At 53.3% G+C, this 19,666-nt stretch carries 19 protein-coding genes; 13 read left to right on the top strand and 6 right to left on the bottom strand.

Going from position 1 to position 19,666, the window contains the following annotated elements; all coding sequences use genetic code 11:
• Positions 1–260: 260 nt before the first annotated feature.
• The 4 genes from glmM (at position 261) to HMPREF2726_RS02610 (ending at position 4,825) form a co-directional block, all read left to right on the top strand.
• Entirely contained in the window at positions 261–1,598 is a 1,338-nt protein-coding gene (gene glmM / locus HMPREF2726_RS02625) for a phosphoglucosamine mutase (RefSeq protein ID WP_003743468.1), read from the top strand.
• A 305-nt stretch (positions 1,599–1,903) separates the two neighbouring features.
• A complete protein-coding gene (locus HMPREF2726_RS02620) occupies positions 1,904–2,587 on the top strand; it encodes a DedA family protein (RefSeq protein WP_003755047.1) in 684 nt (227 codons plus the stop codon).
• 448 nt (positions 2,588–3,035) lie between these two features.
• Positions 3,036–4,028: an asparaginase gene (locus tag HMPREF2726_RS02615; RefSeq protein WP_036529505.1), complete on the top strand. Its 993-nt coding sequence runs from the start codon at positions 3,036–3,038 to the stop codon at positions 4,026–4,028.
• 5 nt (positions 4,029–4,033) lie between these two features.
• Complete coding sequence (locus HMPREF2726_RS02610) at positions 4,034–4,825, top strand: TatD family hydrolase (protein WP_009312287.1); 792 nt, start codon at positions 4,034–4,036, stop codon at positions 4,823–4,825.
• 133 nt (positions 4,826–4,958) lie between these two features.
• On the opposite strand, the gene HMPREF2726_RS02605 is transcribed toward HMPREF2726_RS02610, so the two are convergent.
• Positions 4,959–5,711, bottom strand: coding sequence for a DUF4336 domain-containing protein (locus HMPREF2726_RS02605; RefSeq protein ID WP_070602091.1), 753 nt, complete (start codon positions 5,709–5,711; stop codon positions 4,959–4,961).
• An 81-nt stretch (positions 5,712–5,792) separates the two neighbouring features.
• The gene (gene queC, locus HMPREF2726_RS02600) at positions 5,793–6,452 is read right to left on the bottom strand and encodes a 7-cyano-7-deazaguanine synthase QueC (protein WP_009312284.1); all 660 of its coding nucleotides are present in this window, start codon (positions 6,450–6,452) and stop codon (positions 5,793–5,795) included.
• Positions 6,453–6,571: 119 nt separating this feature from the next.
• Between queC and HMPREF2726_RS02595 the strand changes: the two genes are divergently transcribed.
• Positions 6,572–7,171, top strand: coding sequence for a CDP-alcohol phosphatidyltransferase family protein (locus HMPREF2726_RS02595; RefSeq protein ID WP_070602090.1), 600 nt, complete (start codon positions 6,572–6,574; stop codon positions 7,169–7,171).
• 45 nt (positions 7,172–7,216) lie between these two features.
• The gene (locus tag HMPREF2726_RS02590; protein WP_070602089.1) at positions 7,217–7,840 is read left to right on the top strand and encodes a DUF2238 domain-containing protein; all 624 of its coding nucleotides are present in this window, start codon (positions 7,217–7,219) and stop codon (positions 7,838–7,840) included.
• 72 nt (positions 7,841–7,912) lie between these two features.
• Here the strand turns inward: HMPREF2726_RS02590 and HMPREF2726_RS02585 are convergent, their stop codons facing one another.
• Together HMPREF2726_RS02585 and HMPREF2726_RS02580 are read right to left on the bottom strand one after the other, a co-directional pair.
• Positions 7,913–9,850: a Pycsar system effector family protein gene (locus HMPREF2726_RS02585; RefSeq protein WP_070602088.1), complete on the bottom strand. Its 1,938-nt coding sequence runs from the start codon at positions 9,848–9,850 to the stop codon at positions 7,913–7,915.
• A gap of 220 nt (positions 9,851–10,070) precedes the next feature.
• Positions 10,071–10,355: a PepSY domain-containing protein gene (locus tag HMPREF2726_RS02580; RefSeq protein ID WP_019271427.1), complete on the bottom strand. Its 285-nt coding sequence runs from the start codon at positions 10,353–10,355 to the stop codon at positions 10,071–10,073.
• Positions 10,356–10,586: 231 nt separating this feature from the next.
• On the opposite strand from HMPREF2726_RS02580, the gene HMPREF2726_RS02575 reads away from it, so the two are divergent.
• Positions 10,587–12,329, top strand: coding sequence for a bifunctional alpha/beta hydrolase/class I SAM-dependent methyltransferase (locus HMPREF2726_RS02575; RefSeq protein ID WP_070602087.1), 1,743 nt, complete (start codon positions 10,587–10,589; stop codon positions 12,327–12,329).
• Positions 12,330–12,678: 349 nt separating this feature from the next.
• On the opposite strand, the gene HMPREF2726_RS02570 is transcribed toward HMPREF2726_RS02575, so the two are convergent.
• Positions 12,679–13,050: an ACP-like domain-containing protein gene (locus tag HMPREF2726_RS02570; RefSeq protein ID WP_003755076.1), complete on the bottom strand. Its 372-nt coding sequence runs from the start codon at positions 13,048–13,050 to the stop codon at positions 12,679–12,681.
• Positions 13,051–13,248: 198 nt separating this feature from the next.
• On the opposite strand from HMPREF2726_RS02570, the gene HMPREF2726_RS02565 reads away from it, so the two are divergent.
• The 6 genes from HMPREF2726_RS02565 (at position 13,249) to HMPREF2726_RS02540 (ending at position 18,400) form a co-directional block, all read left to right on the top strand.
• On the top strand, positions 13,249–13,836 hold the full coding sequence (locus HMPREF2726_RS02565; protein ID WP_009312278.1) for a hypothetical protein: 588 nt from the start codon (positions 13,249–13,251) through the stop codon (positions 13,834–13,836).
• 3 nt (positions 13,837–13,839) lie between these two features.
• Positions 13,840–15,276 carry a phosphatase PAP2/dual specificity phosphatase family protein gene (locus HMPREF2726_RS02560; RefSeq protein ID WP_070602086.1) on the top strand — a complete coding sequence of 479 codons (1,437 nt, stop codon included), beginning with the start codon at positions 13,840–13,842 and terminating at the stop codon, positions 15,274–15,276.
• Positions 15,277–15,411: 135 nt separating this feature from the next.
• Positions 15,412–16,233: a CPBP family intramembrane glutamic endopeptidase gene (locus tag HMPREF2726_RS02555; RefSeq protein WP_070602085.1), complete on the top strand. Its 822-nt coding sequence runs from the start codon at positions 15,412–15,414 to the stop codon at positions 16,231–16,233.
• A 67-nt stretch (positions 16,234–16,300) separates the two neighbouring features.
• Positions 16,301–16,675: a hypothetical protein gene (locus tag HMPREF2726_RS02550; protein ID WP_070602084.1), complete on the top strand. Its 375-nt coding sequence runs from the start codon at positions 16,301–16,303 to the stop codon at positions 16,673–16,675.
• A gap of 4 nt (positions 16,676–16,679) precedes the next feature.
• Positions 16,680–17,414, top strand: coding sequence for a lysophospholipid acyltransferase family protein (locus HMPREF2726_RS02545; protein WP_070602083.1), 735 nt, complete (start codon positions 16,680–16,682; stop codon positions 17,412–17,414).
• Positions 17,411–18,400, top strand: coding sequence for a phosphatidate cytidylyltransferase (locus tag HMPREF2726_RS02540; RefSeq protein ID WP_070602082.1), 990 nt, complete (start codon positions 17,411–17,413; stop codon positions 18,398–18,400). The genes HMPREF2726_RS02545 and HMPREF2726_RS02540 overlap by 4 nt, the downstream gene beginning before the upstream one ends.
• A gap of 85 nt (positions 18,401–18,485) precedes the next feature.
• On the opposite strand, the gene tsaD is transcribed toward HMPREF2726_RS02540, so the two are convergent.
• Positions 18,486–19,547 carry a tRNA (adenosine(37)-N6)-threonylcarbamoyltransferase complex transferase subunit TsaD gene (gene tsaD, locus HMPREF2726_RS02535; protein WP_009312272.1) on the bottom strand — a complete coding sequence of 354 codons (1,062 nt, stop codon included), beginning with the start codon at positions 19,545–19,547 and terminating at the stop codon, positions 18,486–18,488.
• Positions 19,548–19,666: the final 119 nt, after the last annotated feature.

Genomic DNA, 19,666 nt, shown 5'->3' with positions numbered 1-19,666 from the left:
CAACGCCGTACTGGTTTAAATTTAATCCACTATAGTGATAAAGAGGTCGTCTGAAAACAAGTTTGGCGGTTTCAGACGACCTGTTTGTTTAATCCGGTTAACTTGTTCCGTATTTTGATAAAATAAGAAACTATACCGCTCAGGCGCAATCTAATGACGCTAAACATAAATCCCAACAGTTTTGCATAAAATTCCCTATACTGCCCGTTATGACATTTACGGGTAACCCCATTCTAAAAACATCCTCACGGAGTAAACTCATGGCAAAAAAATATTTCGGCACGGACGGCGTGCGCGGCGAAGTCGGTCAATTTCCGATTACTCCCGATTTCGTATTGAAACTCGGTTATGCGGCGGGGCAGGTGTTGGTGCAGCATGACGGCGGGCAGAAGCCGACCGTCCTTATCGGCAAAGATACGCGCATTTCCGGCTATATGCTCGAAGCCGCGCTGGTGGCAGGTTTTACCGCCGCAGGTGTCAACGTCATCCAAACCGGCCCGCTGCCTACGCCGGGCGTGGCTTATCTGACCCGCGCGCTGCGTTTGTCCGCCGGCGTGATGATTTCCGCGTCGCACAATGTGTATTCCGACAACGGCATCAAATTCTTTGCCGAAGGCGGCGTGAAACTGAGCGATGAAATTGAGTTGGAAATCGAAGCCAAAATCGACGAGGAAATGAAAACCCAGCCGTCCGCCCGCCTCGGACGCGCCCGCCGTATCAACGGCGCAGACGACCGTTACATCGAATTTTGCAAATCCACCTTCCCCAGCCATTTGGATTTGCGCGGTCTGAAATTGGTGGTCGATACCGCACATGGCGCAGGCTATGACGTTGCGCCCAAAGTGTTCCACGAACTCGGCGCACAAGTTGTCAGCATCGGCGACGAACCCAACGGCTACAACATCAACGAAAAATGCGGCGCGACCCATCCCAAAGCCTTGCAGGCCGCCGTATTGCAAAACGAAGCCGACTACGGCATCGCATTGGACGGCGACGGCGACCGCCTGATGATGGTCGACCGAAACGGTAAAGTGTACGACGGCGACAGCCTGATTTACGTCATCGCCAAAGCCCGCGCCCGCGAAGGCATCAACATCGGCGGCGTGGTCGGCACGGTTATGACCAATATGGCGATGGAAATTGCCCTGAAAGAGCAGGGCGTCGATTTCTGCCGAGCCAAAGTCGGCGACCGCTATGTGTTGGAACAACTGAACCAACGCGGCTGGCTCATCGGCGGCGAAGCCAGCGGCCATATTTTGTGTATGGACAAACACAACACCGGCGACGGTATCATCTCCGCGCTGCAAGTTTTGGCGGCGCTGCAAATCCTGAACCAAGACCTTGCCACCGTTTGCGCCGACTGGCAGCCGTATCCGCAAACCATGATCAACGTGCGCATTCAAAAAGGTCAGAAATGGCAGGAAGCCTCGAAAGATGTATTGGCTGAAGTAGAAAAAGAGCTCGAAGGCAAAGGCCGCGTCGTGTTGCGCGCATCGGGTACCGAGCCGGTCGTGCGCGTCATGGTCGAAGCGCGTCAGGCGGACTGGGCGAAAAAAGGTGCGGAACGCATCGCAGCAGCTATTACCGGCAAGCAGTAATGCTGTCGGACAATAAATCGGGTTTTTAACAAACCTTGAAACTGCCGTCATTTCCGTGCAAGCGGGAACGGCGGTGCAGTGGATTAATTTTGAATCAGGGCAAGGCGGGTGAACGCCATGCCGGTTTAAGGTTAATCCACTGTGTTTTTTAGGATTCAAGGTCGTCTGAAACACATCAACCAATATTGTTCACGCCTATTTTCATAACCTGCCTTGTTATTTCTTTCAGACGACCCTATCTTTGGTAAAATACAACATTCAGTTCAAATGAATTTCCCCTTCACATTACAACCGACGGATACGCCATGTTTGCCTTTTTAGAAGCCCTTTTTTCCCATTACGGCTATGCAGCTGTGTTTTTCGTTTTGGTCATTTGCGGCTTTGGCGTGCCGATTCCCGAAGATTTGACGCTGGTGACAGGCGGCGTGATTTCCGGCTTGGGGTACACCAATTCGCATTGGATGGTTGTCGTCGGTATGCTCGGCGTGTTGGCGGGCGACGGATTTATGTTTGTCGCCGGACGCGTGTGGGGGCAGAAAATTCTCAAGTTCAAACCCATTGCCCGCGTGATGACACCAAAGCGTTACGCGCAGGTGCAGGAGAAATTCGACAAATACGGCAACTGGGTATTGTTCGTCGCCCGCTTCCTGCCCGGTTTGCGTACCGCCGTTTTCGTGACCGCAGGCATCAGCCGCAAAGTTTCCTATACCCGTTTCATCCTGATGGACGGGCTTGCCGCGTTGATTTCCGTACCGGTGTGGATTTATTTGGGCGAATACGGCGCGAACAACATTGATTGGCTGATGGCAAAAATGCACAGCCTGCAATCCGGCATCTTTACTGTTTTGGGTATATTGGCAGTGGTGTTGGCCTGGTTTTGGTGGAAAAAACGCCAGCGCCTCCAGTTCTACCGTACCAAATTGAGCGAAAAGCGGGCGCAGCGCAAAGCCGCCAAGGCAGCCAAAAAAGCCGCTCAAAGCGAACAATAAAATCAAGCATCCTGACAAGGTTGACGATATTCAATATAGTGGCTTAACTTTAAACCGACGGCGTTACCTCGCCTTAGTTCAAAGAGAACGATTCCTCTAAGGTGCTGAAGCACCAAAGTGAATCGGTTCTGTACTGTCTGTACTGTGCGGCTTCGTCGCCTTGTCCTGATTTAAATTTAATCCACTATAGTTTCCGTGCCTTTTTATCCCCAAAGCGGTATCTTCTGCGTTGGCAATCCTCACCAAGCGTCCAAGCTTGTTGCGGCTTCCGCTTTGAATTTCCTGCTTCGTGAGTAAAAATCCACTTGGAAAATCAAATATCGACAGCCTCGGGGTGCTTTTTCATTTCAAGGTCGTCTGAAAACCGTCTGCGCCGCCAAATTGCCAGCCTGTCCGAAATATAGTTAAATAAGCCGCATCATTATTTTCAGACGACCCGATGATGTCCATGAAACAAAAAATCTTCGTCCTCTACACAGGCGGCACCATAGGCATGACCCAAAGCAGCGAAGGCCTGCGCCCCGATACCGCGCTTGTCAGCCAAGCCCTTTCCCCCTTTTCAGACGACCTCGACTTCGAGTGGCACGTCTGCAATCCCTTGATTGATTCCTCCTCCGTCACCCTGCAACACTGGCGCGACTGGCTGGACATCATCGCCGCCAAACTGCCTTCCTGCGACGGCATCCTGATACTGCACGGCACGGACAGCATGGTGTACACCGCCAACCTCCTCGCGCTCGCCCTGCAAGGTTTGGGTAAACCCATCATCCTGACCGGTTCCCAATGGCCTTACGCCGCCGAAAACAGCGATGCCCCGCGCAACCTCTCCACCGCCGTCGCCGCCTTCAGCCTCAAGCTCAAACAAACCGTTATCGCCTTTGACGGCAAACTTTATCCCGCCGTCGGCAGCAGCAAAGTCAGCACCGAAACCGCCGCAGGCTTCGACAATCCGCATTTCGGCGCCATCGCCGAATGGGACGAAACCCAAGGTTGGAACCATATTCGCATTCCGTCCCAAGATGCGGCGGATGTTTCAGACGACCTCAAAATCCGCTATCCCGACCCGCAGGCAAAAATCGCCGTCCGCACGCTTATCCCCGGCTTTGCCGTCCAAGAACTTGCGAACGGACTCGGACAGCTTCCCGTCCAAGCCCTTATCCTGCAAAGCTACGGACACGGCAACACCCCCGCAGACGAAGGTTTCATCGGTGCCGTCCGAGACTTTACGCAGCAAGGAAAACTGCTGCTCAACATCAGTCAAGTCCGACAAGGCAGAACCGCCGCTGTTTACGCGCAAGGCAACGCGTTCCGCAATTCGGGCATCATCAACGGTGGAAAATGCAACCTCGAAACCGCCACCGCACTCATGACCCTCGCTGTATCGCAAGGCTGGGGGGTGGAAGATGTTCACAAAGAATTGGTAAGACTAAAATTAGTGTGAAACCGATGAACTTCACCGACACCCACTGCCACCTCGCCGATCCCGCCTTGCGTGAAAACCTGCCGCACATCCTGACCGCCGCGCGGGAGGCAGGGGTAGGGCGGTTTATTGTTCCCGCGACCCAGCCGCAGGATTGGCAGGACGTGGCGGATTTGGCGGAGAGGTCGTCTGAAAACCCGATTTTCCGTAATATCCATATCGCGCTCGGCATCCATCCTTGGTTTTCAGACGACGTTTCCGAACCGGATTTCCAGCGTTTGGAGCAAGCATTGCAAGCGCGTCCGGCGGCATGGGTCGGCGAAATCGGCTTGGATTTTTACGACAAAACCCAAACGCCGCCGCAGCGCGAGCGGCAAATCCAAGTCTTCAGCCGCCAGCTTGCCATCGCGCAAACCCTGCGCCGCCGCGTGATTATCCATAATCTCAAAGCCACCGCCGACATCGCCGCCGCCGTCAAACAGACAGGCTTTGCCCAGGGCGGCATCGTTCATGCCTTCTCTGGCAGCGCGGAAGAAGCGCGCGTGTTGACGAAATTAGGTTTCAAAATCGGCATCGGTTCGCTGTTGCTCAACCCGAACGCACGAAAAATACGCGAAACCCTCAAAACCTTGAATGACACCGATTTCGTCTTGGAAACCGACAGCCCGTTTATGCTGAAAAACGAAACCAACACGCCCGCCAACATCCGCCAAATCGCCGCCATCGCCGCTGAAATTCGCGGCGTTGCCGTTGAAGAGATAGCCGAAGCGACCGAGCGGAATGTGGAAATGTTGCTGGCAACAGAAAAGGTCGTCTGAAAACATTCCGTCTTATCGAAATCGTGTTTTCAGACGACCTTTGGTTGTATGGGAAGCCATAGTGGTTTTGCGTACCGCTGTGGCTTTTTAAAGTTAATCCACTATATTTTTCAACAAAACAGCCGCAGCTTGGTTAATCCAGCCATCTGAACGCGCGGCGCAGTTCGTCCGTGCCGCCGGTTTCGTAGCAGCGGCCGTGCGCCAGTATGATTTTTTCCGGCTGCCAGTCCAGCATCTGCTTCAGGCAGGCGTGGGCGGCGGTTTTGTCTTTGAAGGTGGCGCGCCAGTCGGCGGGGGCCTTGCCGTCGGGGTCGGCGATACCCGTCAGTTTCATCACGCCCGCCCAAAAGCGGCTGGGAAATTTGGCGGTTTCGAAGTTTTCAATCAAATCGGCCAGTATCAGGGTTCGGCTCGCGCGGTGGAAAAACACGGTTTCCTCCATCGCTGCGCTGCCCGCAAACGGCATTTGCGCCAAATCGTCCGCCCATTGCGGCGGCGCGGCGGCACCGAGGTCGGCATCGAAACAAACGGCAATATGCTGTGACGCCGCCCGCTCGCGCACGTCGGAACTTGCCCACGCAAGCGCCTGCGGGTAATGCCGTTTCCACGCGGCGATGTGGGCGTAGTGGATTTTGTTGGGCGAAACCAGATGGCGGACTTCGCCGAGCGCGTCGATTTGCCGCAACAGTTCGGGCACGGGTTCAACCGGCGAATGGCACCACAGCCCGCCGTCGTTCAGGCGCACGACGGTCATGCGGGTGCTGAACGGCACTTTGATGCCCAGCGGAAAATTCATGTGTATGACTTTTCCGTCGGCAATCCAGATGCCGTCTGAAAAAGGTTTCAGAGTATGGAGCGGGTGGTAGAGATGGATTTTGTCGGTCATGACGGCCCTTACAGTTGTTCTCGGCTGATTATTCGACTGCCCTCTTACCGCAGACGTTCCCACTCCGGACGGAACACGTTTTCAGACGGCCTTTTTGCTTTCCAAATATTCCGCCAGCCCGCGCTCGCGCAACACGCAGCTTGGGCATTCGTGGCAGCCGCCGGCGATGCCGTTGTAGCAGGTGTGGGTCTGCTCGCGGATGTAGTCCAGCGCGCCCATTTCGTCCGCCAACGCCCAAGTTTGCGCTTTGGTCAGGTACATCAGCGGGGTGTGGATTTGAAAGGCGTAGTCCATCGCCAGATTGAGGGTAACGTTCATGGATTTGACGAACACGTCGCGGCAGTCGGGATAGCCGGAGAAGTCGGTTTCACACACGCCCGCGATGATGTGCCTGATGCCCTGTCCTTTGGCGTAGATGGCGGCGTAGAGCAGAAAAAGGGCGTTGCGTCCGTCCACGAAGGTATTGGGCAGGCCGTCTGAAGCGGTTTCGATGGCGGCGGTATCGTCCATCAGGGCGTTGTGCGTAATCTGCTGCATCAGGCTCAAGTCGAGTACGGTTTGTTTGACACCCAAATCCTGCGCGATCCAGCGGGCGCGTTCCAGTTCGACGGCGTGGCGTTGCCCGTATTGGAAGGTGATGGCTTGGACGTTTTCGCGCCCGTAGGTTTGAATCGCCTGAATCAGGCAGGTGGTGGAATCCTGGCCGCCGGAGAAGATGACCAAGGCTTGTTGGTTTTGCATGGTGAATCCTAGTTTTGGTAACGCGGGAGGTTTGCGAACCGCGTGGTTGGAAAGTTGACGGATTATAACGGATTTCGTCTATAATCGCGGCACTTCGTTTATTTTCAGACGGCATAATCATGAGCATCTACGCCCTTAAACCCAAATTCCAAAACCTGCTGCGCCCGCTGGTGCGCCGGCTTTATCAGAAGGGGGTAACCGCCAATCAGGTTACGCTGGCGGCTTGCGCGGTGTCGGTCGCGGTCGGGCTGCTGCTGTCGCTCGGCGCGCAGGTTCCTGCCTTGTTTTGGCTGTTGCCCGTGTGGCTGTTCGTCCGTATGGCGTTGAACGCGGTGGACGGGATGCTGGCGCGCGAGTTCGGTCAGCAGTCGGCATTGGGCGGCTATCTGAACGAAATCACCGATGTTGCCGCCGATGCCGCGCTGTATCTGCCTTTCGCCTTTATCGCCCCGTTTGACGGCGCACAAATCGGCCTGTTTGTCTGGCTTGCAGCGATGACCGAATTTTGCGGCGTGTTGGGGCAGGTACACGGCAACGGGCGGCGTTATGACGGGCCGTTCGGCAAGAGCGACCGCGCGTTCTTTATCGGCGTACTGGCGGTGTGGTATGCGGTGGCGGGCAGCTTCCATGCGGTTTTCTACGTCTTCATGTGGCTGGCTTGCGCGGCACTGGTTTACACCTGCTATAAGCGCGTCGTCAATGGTTTGAAGGTCGTCTGAAACCTATTTCCCCATCTTTTACTCACTTTATAAAACGAAAATATCATGCAAAAAACTTCGCACGTTATCCCTTTGCTGCTCACGGTTTTCATTGCCGCACTCATCGTTTGGTCGGGCATCAACCCGTCCGACCGCGCCGTTTGGTACGCCGAAATCATCCCTGTTTCCATCGTATTTATTGCGCTCGTTGCCACTTACCGCCTGTTCCGCTTTAGCAATCTGGCTTATGTATTCATGAGCTTCTGGCTGATTATGCACACCATCGGCGCGCACTATACCTTCGCCGATGTCCCCTTCGATTGGGCAAACCGCCTGCTTGCGCCGTTTTTAGGCGAAGGGCGCAACCACTTTGACCGCGTCGGACACTACATCATCGGTTTCTACGCCTACCCGATGGCGGAATGGCTGTTGCGCCGCAAACTCTGCCGACCCACGCTTGCCCTGTTTTTTTCCTTATTCTTCATCATGAGCGTGGCGGCGGCTTACGAAATCATCGAATGGCAGTATGCGGTGATTGACGGCGGCGAAGCGGGGCTGGAAGTGCTCGGTTCGCAAGGCGATATTTGGGACGCGCAAAAAGACATGCTCGCCGACACGCTGGGCGCGCTGACTTCGCTGGTGGTGTTTATGTTTACACGGCCGGACAAACGGTTGAACGCAAGCCGATAGACCTTGGGCAATAGCAAAAAGGTCGTCTGAAATCATGATTTGGTTTCAGACGACCTTTAATCAGCTTTAAAACTACTGTTTACCAAGTTGGCTGTAATCCACCAACATATATTTGGCAGTAATTTTCTGCGAGGCATTGCCTTCGTCGCCCATCAGAATCATCTGCGGCTTGCCGTTGACCGTAATCGAATCGACGGCTTCGACATTGGTGATGTGTTGCAGGTTGGGCAGGGAGATTTTTTGCGGTTCGTCGGTCGGGTTGCCGCTCCAAGTCCACAGTTGCGAGAATTTCTGCCCGTTTTCATCCTTCACTTCGTTGGCGATGACGTAGTTTTTCAACACCGGGTCGTAGTTGATAGAACGGATACCGCCGCCGTCGATGTCAAGGATGGCAACTTCGTCAAACTCAGGTTTGGCGTTGCGCTCGAACACGTCTTTCGGATTGCTGATGAATGCTACCAGTGCCATATTGTTGAACTCAGGATCGCGGAAGCCCAAGACGAGGCGTTTCTTCACAGGGTCAAACGCCATACCTTCGATATTGATTTCTTCAAAGGAAACTTCGGCTTTGGTGCGTTCGCGGATGAGGTCGTGTAATTTGTGGTCGGTTTCCAAAACCTGCGTCAGATTATCGTAGCTGGTCAGCCCCAACACATTGCCGTCTTGGATTTTAAAGCGCATCAGGTGTTCGCGATCGGGCGAGCGGTTACCTTTGCGGGTGCGCGAGTGGGAAGTGAGCGCGTAGATAAAGCCTTCATCGTCGCGTGCCAATGCTTCCAAGTCGCTCAGGCGGCGTTTGAAGCCGGTAATCACGCGTGTATCCAAGGCTTCGTCTTCGATAAATCTGCCGGATGGGTCGATGCTGACAATACTGAACGCGTGGTTCGGTTCGTCTTCGGCAATCAGCAGTTTACCGTCTGGAAGCTGTTGTACGGCGGAAGGCTCGTACACACCGTTGAACATATTAATACCCAAAGAGCGCAGCTCTGCCGCATTGTTGGCAGGTTGGGTCAGCAGTGAAGGCAGCGTCTTCACGCCGATAAATGCCGCCAGCGAAGCCAAAAGCCCCCAACGGAATACGGCATAAGACAAGTTGATGTATTTGAACTGTTTGTCCGCCAGCAGGCCCAGCCAGTAAAGATGATCGCTCATCTTTTGATAGACTTGTTTGCGGTCGCCCATAATCTCCTGCATCATTTCCCAATATTGCTCTTTTTGTACCTTCACACGGTCTTCGTAAATCAGAATATTGGGCTGGCTGCCGCTGAAAAAGCGCGTTTGGGTGCTGCTGAGGCGGGTTTTCAAATCACGCAGTTTGGCGCGGCCGCGGAATAAATCCTTAACCCAAGTACGCGCAGCCTGCATTTTGCCGATACGTTCGGGCGAAGCGGACAGAAGCGCGAACACGATGGACGCGGCGGCGGTAATCATAAACGTACTCGCCGGAATCAGAAATTCGGGCGACGATGAGAAAATAAACGCGCCCGAAATCATCAGCGCAGACACGATAAAACCATTCAGCGAAATCATAATGTTCGCCTTGGTCGCCGCCAGCGCGAGCAACTCCATCTCTGAGCGAACAGCATTGCGGAACATGGTTTCCACGCCTTTGTTCGTACCCAAAAGATCGGAAGGCGGCACGTCGGCGGCTTGGTTTTTCTTCTTCGCCTTGTCTTTTTTGTCTTTCTTTTTCTTTTTGGGCTTTTCAGACGACATCCCGATGCCTTCAATGATGATGTTTTTCGGCGTAAGCTCTTCGGGATTGTGGTCTTGTTGATGGTCTGCCGTTTCAGGTTCCACAGCTTCTTCGGTTAGCACCAAATCTTCGGTTTTGACCGCTTCTTCGGTTTTTAAAGTTTCTTCACCCTTATGAAACGTTTCTTCCGAGCCTTCCCAAACTTCGGAAACAGGCTGCGGCGCATCGGGGTCGGGGCGTTCGAAAGGTTTCTCCCAGTTAGAAACCGTATTTTGCGGCTCTTGCCCTTTTTTATTTTTATCGTGGAAATCCATGTTTATCCTCCGTTTGAGTAAATCAATTTAAATGGAAAGGAAAAAGCGTTTTTTAGTTCCTCTGATTCGGGGAATTTACACAACGTCATACATTATCGATAAAAACATTACACTTCTTGGGATAATCATGTTTGTAATGATGAAGTCGGCAATCCAAGTTCCCCTTCAACAAAAACTGCCGCCAAACGGGCAGTTTGCGGCAGTTGTAACGCATCGTTTATCAGTAGTCGATACGCTCTTTGATGATTCTCAAGTCGGGGTAAGACAATTTGATGTCGTATTCGCGTCCGCCTTTGTAGGCTTCTACGTCTAATACAGGTCTGCCACGATAGTCGTCGGCGTCGATGTCGTGAACGCGGTAACCGCGTTGCTCAAGCATTCTGATGGCTTTGGCACGGTTTTGTTCAAAATTTCTATCGCTGTAAATTTGGTGTTCGATGTAATCGTTGGCACCTGCGACAGCAGCGGACAAAGCGACGATGGCGGTCAATAATAATTTTTTCATGTTCGACTTCCTTTCGAAATGTGTCATTGGGGTTTTGATGGGTGTATTTAAACACGGCAAAATTAGCAGTCATTTAGCACTTCGTTAAACGTAGTAAAGGTCGTCTGAAACGTTTCAGACGACCTTTTGTTGCTTCTTTCCGTCATTTCCTTTATCCGTTTATCAGATAACGATTGCATAAATTCAGCGTGTCATGATACCGTTCAAAAATATGACTATCAGGAGTTTTTCATGTCCGAGCAACAAAAATACTTTTCTACCCAAGACGGCACTTCGCTTTTCTACCGCTACCGACCCGCTGCCGACGGTTCGGCCGATAAAGCCATCGTGCTGTTCCACCGCGGCCACGAACATTCCGGCCGGATGATGTTTGTTGCCGACGAACTCGGTTTTGATGATTTTGCCTATTTCGCATGGGACGCGCGCGGTCATGGCCACAGCCCCGGCGAACGCGGCGACAGCCCCAGTATCGGTACTTCCGTTGCCGATGTGGACGACTTTATCCGCCACATCCAAAGCGAATACGGCATCAAACCTGAAAACATCTGCGTGATCGCGCAAAGCGTCGGCGCGGTATTGGTGTCTACTTGGCTACATGACTACGCGCCGAAAATCCGCTGTGCCGTATTGGCATCGCCCGCATTCAAAGTCAAACTCTACGTTCCTTTTGCCCGCACCGGCTTGAAAATCATGCAGAAATGGCGCGGCAATTTCTTTGTCAACAGCTACGTCAAAGCCCACTACCTGACGCACAACCAAGAGCGCCAAACCAGCTACGACAACGATCCGCTCATCGCCCGCGCCATTTCCGTGCGCATCCTGCTCGGTTTGTATGAGGCTGCCGAACGTGTCGTCGCCGATGCGCAGGCGATTACCACGCCCTTGCAGCTTTTGATTTCCGGCAGCGACTGGGTTGTTCACCACAAACCGCAACACGATTTCTACAACCGTTTGGGCAGCCGCATCAAAGAACGCCATATCCTGCCCGGTTTCTATCACGACACATTGGGCGAACAAAACCGCGAAATCGCCTTTGTCGAAATGCGCCGCTTTATCCGCGAACGTTTCAATCAGCCTTTATATCAAGTCGATTTGACCCAAGCCCACCTGCACGGCGAAAGCCGCCGCGAAGCCGACGAACTGGCCACGCCTTTGCCTATTTGTTCGCCGCGCGGCGCATTTTGGGCGGTTTACCGAGCTGCCCTCGACCTCGGCGCGCGCTGGAGCGAAGGTTTGAAAATCGGCAAGGAAACCGGCTACGACTCCGGCAGCACGCTGGATTATGTGTACCGTAACCAGCCGCAAGGCAGCAATGCCTTTGGTGTGGCGGTGGACAAACACTATCTCAACGCCATCGGCTGGCGCGGCATCCGCCAACGCAAAATCAATATCGGCAAAGCGATTCAGACGGCCTCTGCCAAGCTGCGCGAAGCGGGCAAGCCGGTACACGTTCTTGATATTGCCTCGGGACACGGCCGCTATGTACTCGACGCGCTGACTGCCGACACGCTGCCCGATTCCGTGCGTCTGCGCGATTACAGCCCGATTAACGTCGAAGCCGGAAGCAAGCTGATTGCCGAACGCGGTCTGCAAGACACGGTTACCTTCGACGAAGTTAATGCCTACGACCGCGCCAATTATCAGGATTTGCAGCCACGCCCCACGCTGGGCATCGTTTCCGGCCTGCACGAATTGTTTGCCGACAATGATTTGATTTTAAAATCGCTCTACGGCTTCGGCGATGCGATTGAAGCAGGCGGCTACCTGATTTACACCGGCCAGCCGTGGCATCCGCAGCTCGAAATGATTGCGCGCGCGCTGACCAGCCACAAAGCAGGCAGCCCGAACTGGGTGATGCGCCGCCGCAGCCAGCAGGAAATGGATCAACTTGTAGAAAAAGCCAGTTTTGAAAAAATCCATCAGTGGATAGACGAAGACGGCATCTTTACCGTAAGTCTGGCTGTGAAGAAATAAAAAGAGGAGTCGATGAATTACCGCCGTTTCTCGCGTGGCGAAACATTTTTAGGTTGATATAGTAGTGGCTTAACTAAATCAGGACAAGGCGATGAAACCGCAAGACAGTACAGACAGTACAGAAACCGATTCACTTGGTGCTTCAGCACCTTAGAGAATGTCTCTTTGAGCCAAGGCGAGGTAACGCCGTCCTGGTTTAAAGTTAACCCACTATATGTGCGGGGAACGGCAGTTGTGCAGATGTGCAACAGTTTCAAAATTTGCCTGGAAGCAGATAAAACGAAAAGTCGTCTGAAACCTTGTTTCGGTTTTCAGACGACCTCGAAGAAACTTAAATCGTTGCTTTAAATTAACGATCGATGTTGACAGGTTCGCAGTTTTTCACGATGAAGCGGTTTTGTGCATCGCTGACGCCCACGACTTCGGAAGTGGTGTGGGTGTTGCGGTCGATGTAACCGGCAGACATAGAGAAGCCGCGTTTGTTGGTGAAGGTAGTGCCGGTGCTGTCAGAGCGGCGTTTGTCAACGCGCAGGCTGATTTGTTTGCCAGCTGCATTTGCAGAAGCGCCTACTGCATTGCCTTTACGGTCGAATTCATAAACGACATTCAGTTTTTTACCGTTGTCGCATTTGTAAGGAACATAGCCTGCAGGAGCGGCGGCGGCAGTCATGGAAACACCGGCGGTCAGAACGGCTACAACAGCGGCAGATAAGAGTTTCATCTGGTATTACTCCATAAAGTAAAAAAGAGTGATGTGTGGCGTGGACTATCCGGCGCCATCCTTGCTTTGTTTTGAAAGCAGGACATATTTTATCCGTTCCGAAGAAATATACAATATGCCCATATGCAAAGCTATACAAAGAAATTTTCGGGAAAAGTTATTACGCTTGTACAAATTTTAATAAGGTGAAGTTTCATAATGAAAAAATTACTTACATTACTAATTCTTTCCGCATTTTCATCCGCCTGTTATGCCGCTGCGGCTGACTGGACGCCGTTGTTGCAGTCTATGAAGAAAGGCTGCACTGTTGATTTTGATGCCTTGCCTTATGGAAAGTCCGATATCGGTAAACTGCCTGCCCAATACCGCGCCTCCGTTGCCCGCAGCCGGAGTAAGCAGACAGAGTCGGATGGTGAAGCATTAACTATTGAATTGAAAAATTCTGTTGCTTTTGGACAGCCCTTGTCCACCTTAATCATCGAATCCGGTGAAGGATACGGCCATGTCAAAATGAAGTTTGCCCGAAATGCCGATGTGTCTAAGCTTATTCCCTTATTTACCACACCAACCGATAAACGGCACGGTATGTTGGCAGCGGGTAGGGCGCAGAATTTTTGTGTCAAAGGCGCAAACAGAACGTTGAAGCAATACCAGTCTTCACAACATCACTGGCGCGCCGTTTCGTCTGAGGGGCCATGGCAGGAATTCCGCTACCATCCAAAAGAAAACGTTTTATCCTGCCTGAATTCCGACCATTATGGCGATGAAGTGGAATGCACTAGATAAAACATGAAACCTACGCTGAAAACTTCTCTACTCAAACTTGCTTTGGTCGGCATACTTTTTTATGCCAGCTACAGTTTGTCCAACCATTACGCGGCATTGCTGACCTATGTGCCGGAAGTCGCTTTTGCGTGGGAGCGCGGCATTCCGTTTTGGGAATGGACGATTTTGCCTTATTGGTCGCTGAACCTCATGTATGCAGCGGCATTTTTCCTTTGTCGAGATACGCGTGAGCAAAACCGCTATGTCGCACGGCTGGTATCAGCGCAAATTGTCGCCACTACTTGCTTTATGCTGTTCCCGCTGCATTTCGGCTGGCCGAAGCCGCCTACCGACGGGCTGTGGGGCGTGATGTTTGATTCATTGGTCGCATTTGATTTGCCGTACAACCAATCTCCGTCACTGCATATCGCGCTGTCTATCATTGTCGGTGCGTTTTATTGGACGCGGTTTCCCAAAATCCGATTGCCGATTTTGCTGTGGCAAAGCCTGATTGCTTTGTCGGTACTGACGACTTACCAACACCATTTTATTGACGTGCCGACCGGCGCGCTGCTGGGATGGCTGGTGCTGTGGGCCATACCACAACACGGCGTATCGCCTTTCAGACGGCCTTTTGATACTCAAGGCCGTCTGAAAACGAGCGAAGCAAGTTTCCGCGAAGCCAAAACTCCCCCCGAAACACGTTCTCGCGAAATCAAAATCGCCATGCTGTATCTGGCGGGCGCGGTATTGTCGGCTCTGCCTTCCTTGTTCGGCGGCGCGTGGTTGTGGATGTTGTGGGTCAGCGTGTCGCTATCGGTGGTCGCTTTCGCCTATTTGACCGGCAACGCGGCGGTGTTTCAAAAACAAGCAGACGGCAGGTTGTCGGCAGCGGCAACGGTTTTACTGCTGCCTTATCTAGTGGGCGTTCGGCTGAACATGGCTTATTGGCTGAGCGGCAAGGCGAAGATGGTGCGGGTTCGTGATGATGTGTGGATTGGCAGCGTATCAGGGATTTCAGACGACCTCCCCGCCGTATTGGACGTATGCGCCGAATATCCCTGCCCCCGTTATCGCGGCGCATACCGCACTTTGCCGCTATTGGATATGGTTGCGCCGTCTGAAAACGATTTGATGCAGGCGGCTTCATTGCTGGAAGCATTACGCCGGCAACACGGCAAGGTTTTGACCTGTTGCGCGCTGGGCTACGGACGCAGCGCGGCGGTGGTGTTTACTTGGCTGCTGGTTTACGGCGGCTGTCGGGATTTGGCGCAGGCAACGGCGGAACTGAAACAGGCTCGCCCGCAGACGGTGCTGCCGCCGGAAACGGCAAAGGTAGTAGAAGCGGCGGCAGGTCGTCTGAAAACGAGCGAAGCGAGTTTCTGCGAAGCTAAAATGAACGCAGTGAGTTTCGCCAAAACGAGCGAAGCGAGTTTTTGCGACGCTAATCGAGATAGCTAAGATAAGTAGATGAAAAGCCCAAGCTGAGCAAATCATTCTCTATTGAGCTTGTGCAAGGCAATGCAGTCCTAGTTTAAAGTAAATTCAGGATACGACGACTCATATGTACCGCACCCAAAGTAAGGAGGGAATCTTATGACTAAAAGCTACCGCCCCGTTACGTTTTACACTTTATCCCTGCTGATTCCGTGGACATTATGGTTTGCTGCCGCCTACATCAGCCACCGTCCTGATGCTGTTGAGTACCAGTGGGCTCAGGCCACGTTAGGGCTGGCCGGGCTGTTCGCACCCATGCTCGTGGCGGCATTCATGTTGTACAAACAGCCCAAATTATGGACGGATGCGAAACACCGCCTGTTCCGCCTGACAAGTTTTCCCAAGCGATACCTGCTCGCTGCCGCACTGCTCGGTCCGGTTACCTTGGTGCTAGCGCAACTCATTTCCATCGCTTTCGGACACAGTTGGGCGCAGTTTCACATTTCTGGACATCCGTCATTTACGTCCGCCTTGTTGTCGCCATGGTTCATGCTCTTTATTGCGCCTGTTGCCGAAGAATTGGCGTGGCACAGCTATGGCACCGACGCGCTCACGGCACGCAGAAGCCTGTTTGTTGCATCCTTGCTATTTACCGTGTATTGGGCGTTTTGGCACATACCGCTTGCCTTCGTCAAAGGCTATTACCACAGCCAAATTGTTTCCGAAGGCGCACTTTACACGGTTAATTTCGTGGTCAGCATGTTCGTCTTCGTCCTATTGATGAACTGGTTGTACGCCAAAAGCGGGCGCAGCATCGCCGTGGCGACGATATTCCACCTGTGCGCCAATCTGGGTAACGAGATTTTCGCCACCCACCCTGTCAGCAAGGTTATTCAGACGGCCATTTTGTCGTTAGTAGCCATTTATATTTTGATTACGGAAAAGAATTTGTTTTTAGATAAGCCTGTGCCATCCCGATAACAAATTCAGACGACCCTTGGACATAATATGCCCCGAATGACGGTTTCCATACCTAAAAGGAATGTGAATGGACAATTCCACTGACAGCCTGATTACCGCCCGCCTGCTTGCCACCGCCCGCTATACCGCCGTGTTCAATGCCTTGCTATTCGTTTTGTCCGCGCAACGTGGCGGTGCGTGGTCGGCGGTACAGCTTATCTTGGCGGCGGTGCTGTTGTATTACCACATCCGCATCGAATTCGACCGCCGCGTGTTCCAAGATTTTGCCGACGGCCGCTATACGCCTGAAGCCTTCGACCAAACCCTGCGGCAAACCGGCTTGCGCCGTGTTTCAGACGACCCCTCCATGCCGCAGCGTGTGGCGGGCGCGCTTGCCTTGTGGCGTAAAAGCCTTTACCTGACCGCTGCGCAAGCGGCAGTTTTCCTTATCCAAATCCTCTGATGTCATGAAAAATTTTTTTAAAAAACAACTTGCATGGCTGACCGACCAAGCATTGTGCCTGTCGGTATCCTTCCTCACCGGCGTCCGCCCCAAAAGTCCGCGCGAACTGGCGTTCAATCCGCAGCAGAAAGTGTATTATGCCAATCACGGCAGCCATGGCGATTTTTTGCTGGTGTGGATTTCCCTGCCGCGCCGCTGGCGGCTTTCGACGCGTCCCGTTGCGGGTTCAGATTACTGGCTGACCAACAAACTCAAACGCTTCATCATCCAAAACGTCTTCAACGCGCTCTTGATTCCGCGCCACAGCGACAATCCGCAGTCGATTACCGAGCAGATGAACCACGCGCTCCAAGTGGGCGATTCGCTGATTATCTTCCCCGAAGGCACTCGCAATACGGACGAAAACGAAATCCTGCTCCCTTTCAAATCAGGCATTTACCATTTGGCAAAGAGTAAGCCCGACACCGAGTTTGTGCCGATATGGATAGACAACATCAACCGCGTCCTGCCCAAAGGCAAAGTGCTGCCCGTGCCGTTGTTGTGCGAAGTCCACATCGGCGAACCGCTGACCCTGCGCGAAGATGAAGACAAAGACACCTTCCTGACACGCGCCCGCGAAGCCTTGCTGGCATTGAGGTCGTCTGAAAACGAGTGTAACGAGTTTCGCCAAAATGAACGAAGTGAGTTTCGCCAAAACGAGTGTAACGAGTCTCAACAAAACAAAGGAGCTGCATCGTGAGCTTTGTTAACACGTCCAGCCAAATCATTACCGAACAAACCGCCGCCCATCTGACCCCGCAGGCAGGCTATATCTTTACCGGCGTATTTGCCATATTGATTTTCGCCAGCGTCGTCGGGCAATGGCTGAAACGCAAAAACGGCGCAGACAATGCCACCATCTCCAACCTCAACGCCCGCATCTACGCTTGGTGGCTGATGACGCTGGTGCTGCTGGTCGCATTTTGGTTCGGCAAAACGGGGACGGTGGCGCTGTTTTTCCTGATTTCGTTTGCCGCTTTGCGCGAATTTATGACCCTCGTCTATCGCCGCCGCAGCGATTATTACAGCATGGTGGTGTGTTTCTACCTGCTGCTGCCGGTGCAATATTATTTCGTCTATGACGGCTGGTACGGCATGTTCAGCATTTTCATCCCCGTGTACGGCTTTTTGGTGTTGCCGATTATCGCCAGCTTGAGCGGTCAAACCGCCCATTTCCTCGAACGCGCTGCCAAAACGCAGTGGATGTCGATGATCTGCATCTTCTGCCTTTCACACGTTCCCGCCCTGATGTTCCTGAACTTGGACGATTTCGACAGCAGCGGCAATATCCTGCTGCTGATGTTTCTGATTTTCGTGGTGCAGGCTTCGGACGTGCTGCAATACGTTTGGGGCAAACTGGTCGGCGGTGCCAAAATCATGCCTTCGCTTTCTCCGTCCAAAACCATATCCGGCACGGTTGGCGGCATTTTGTCCGCCACCGTACTCGCCGCGCTGCTGTCGCCGATGACGCCGTTTAGCCACGGACAAGCCGCCGCTATCGGTTTCGTCGTCTGCCTGATGGGTTTCTTCGGCGGGCTGGTGATGTCCGCCATCAAACGCGACTACGGCGTTAAAGACTGGGGCAACATGATACGCGGCCACGGCGGTATGCTCGACCGCGTAGATTCCATCTGCTTCGCTGCGCCCGTGTTCTTCCACATTGTCCGGTATTATTGGAACGGTTGAATCTGCTGTTGATCGTTCTGCTTGAGGCCATGCAAAAAGGTCGTCTGAAAACTGTTTTCAGACGACCTTTTGTCTTTGCCGCACACTATTTCACAATATCCGACAGCGGCCAGCGCGGTTTGACGTTGAACGCACCCGCGGGTTGCCGCTCCTGCAGCCTCATTGCGCCGGCGAAGGCAATCATCGCGCCGTTGTCGGTGCAGTATTCCATGGGCGGGAAGCAGACTTTGATTTTTTCTTCCTTAGATTTGGGTTTGCCTTTTTCAGACGGCTTTTTGACGCTCAGGCGGGAAAATTCGTCGCGCAGCTTCCAGTTTGCACCGACGCCGCCCGCGACGACCAAAGTTCTGAAACCGGTATCCAACAAGGCTTTTTTAGCTTTGGCGGCGAGAACGTCAATCACCGCGTCTTGAAACGCGCGGCAGATGTCGTTGCGCGTTTGCTCGGGGATTTCGCCGTCGTTTTCGGCGCGGACTTTTTCGACGGCGGTCAGCACGGCGGTTTTCAAACCGGAGAAGCTCATCTGCAAATCGTGCGAATGGAGCATGGGGCGCGGGAACGAGAAGGCATCGGGGTTGCCCAGCTTCGCCAGTTCGGACAACTTCGCGCCGCCGGGATACGGCAAACCTAAGAGTTTGGCGGTTTTGTCGAACGCCTCGCCTGCCGCGTCATCGACGCTTTCGCCCATCAGCGTGTAATCGCCGATGCCGCGCACCGCCATAAACTGTGTATGTCCGCCCGAAACCAGCAGGGCGACGAACGGAAATTCGGGTTTGTCGTCCGCCAAAAGCGGGGAGAGCAAATGGCCTTCGAGATGGTGGACGGGAATGACGGGTTTGTTCAAGGCAAACGCCAAGGCATTGGCGTAGCCCGCACCCGCCAGAAGCGCGCCGCCCAAACCCGGCCCTTGGGTGTAGGCAACGGCATCGATGTCGTCGTATGAAACGCCCGCTTCCTGCAAACAGCCCTGCGTCAGCGGCACGACGCGGCGGATGTGGTCGCGGCTGGCAAGTTCGGGGACAACGCCGCCGTATTCGGCGTGCATCGCCATTTGGGTGTGAAGATGGTGCGCCAACAGGCCGCGTTCGGTGTCGTAAAGCGCAACGCCCGTTTCATCGCAGGATGATTCGATTCCGAGTACCAACATGGTTTGAGGTCGTCTGAAAATAAGGATGCGGTATTTTAACGGATTTCGGGCAGTGTTCGCAGTCCATTGCTTGTTCTCCATAACGAAAAGGTCGTCTGAAACCCAAAAATCAGGTTTCA

Origin of the sequence: Neisseria sp. HMSC074B07 (assembly GCF_001810355.1) — a bacterium.
Taxonomy (GTDB): Bacteria; Pseudomonadota; Gammaproteobacteria; order Burkholderiales; family Neisseriaceae; genus Neisseria.
Note: the sequence above shows the minus strand (reverse complement) of the source record. Positions and strands in the feature narration are given on the sequence as shown.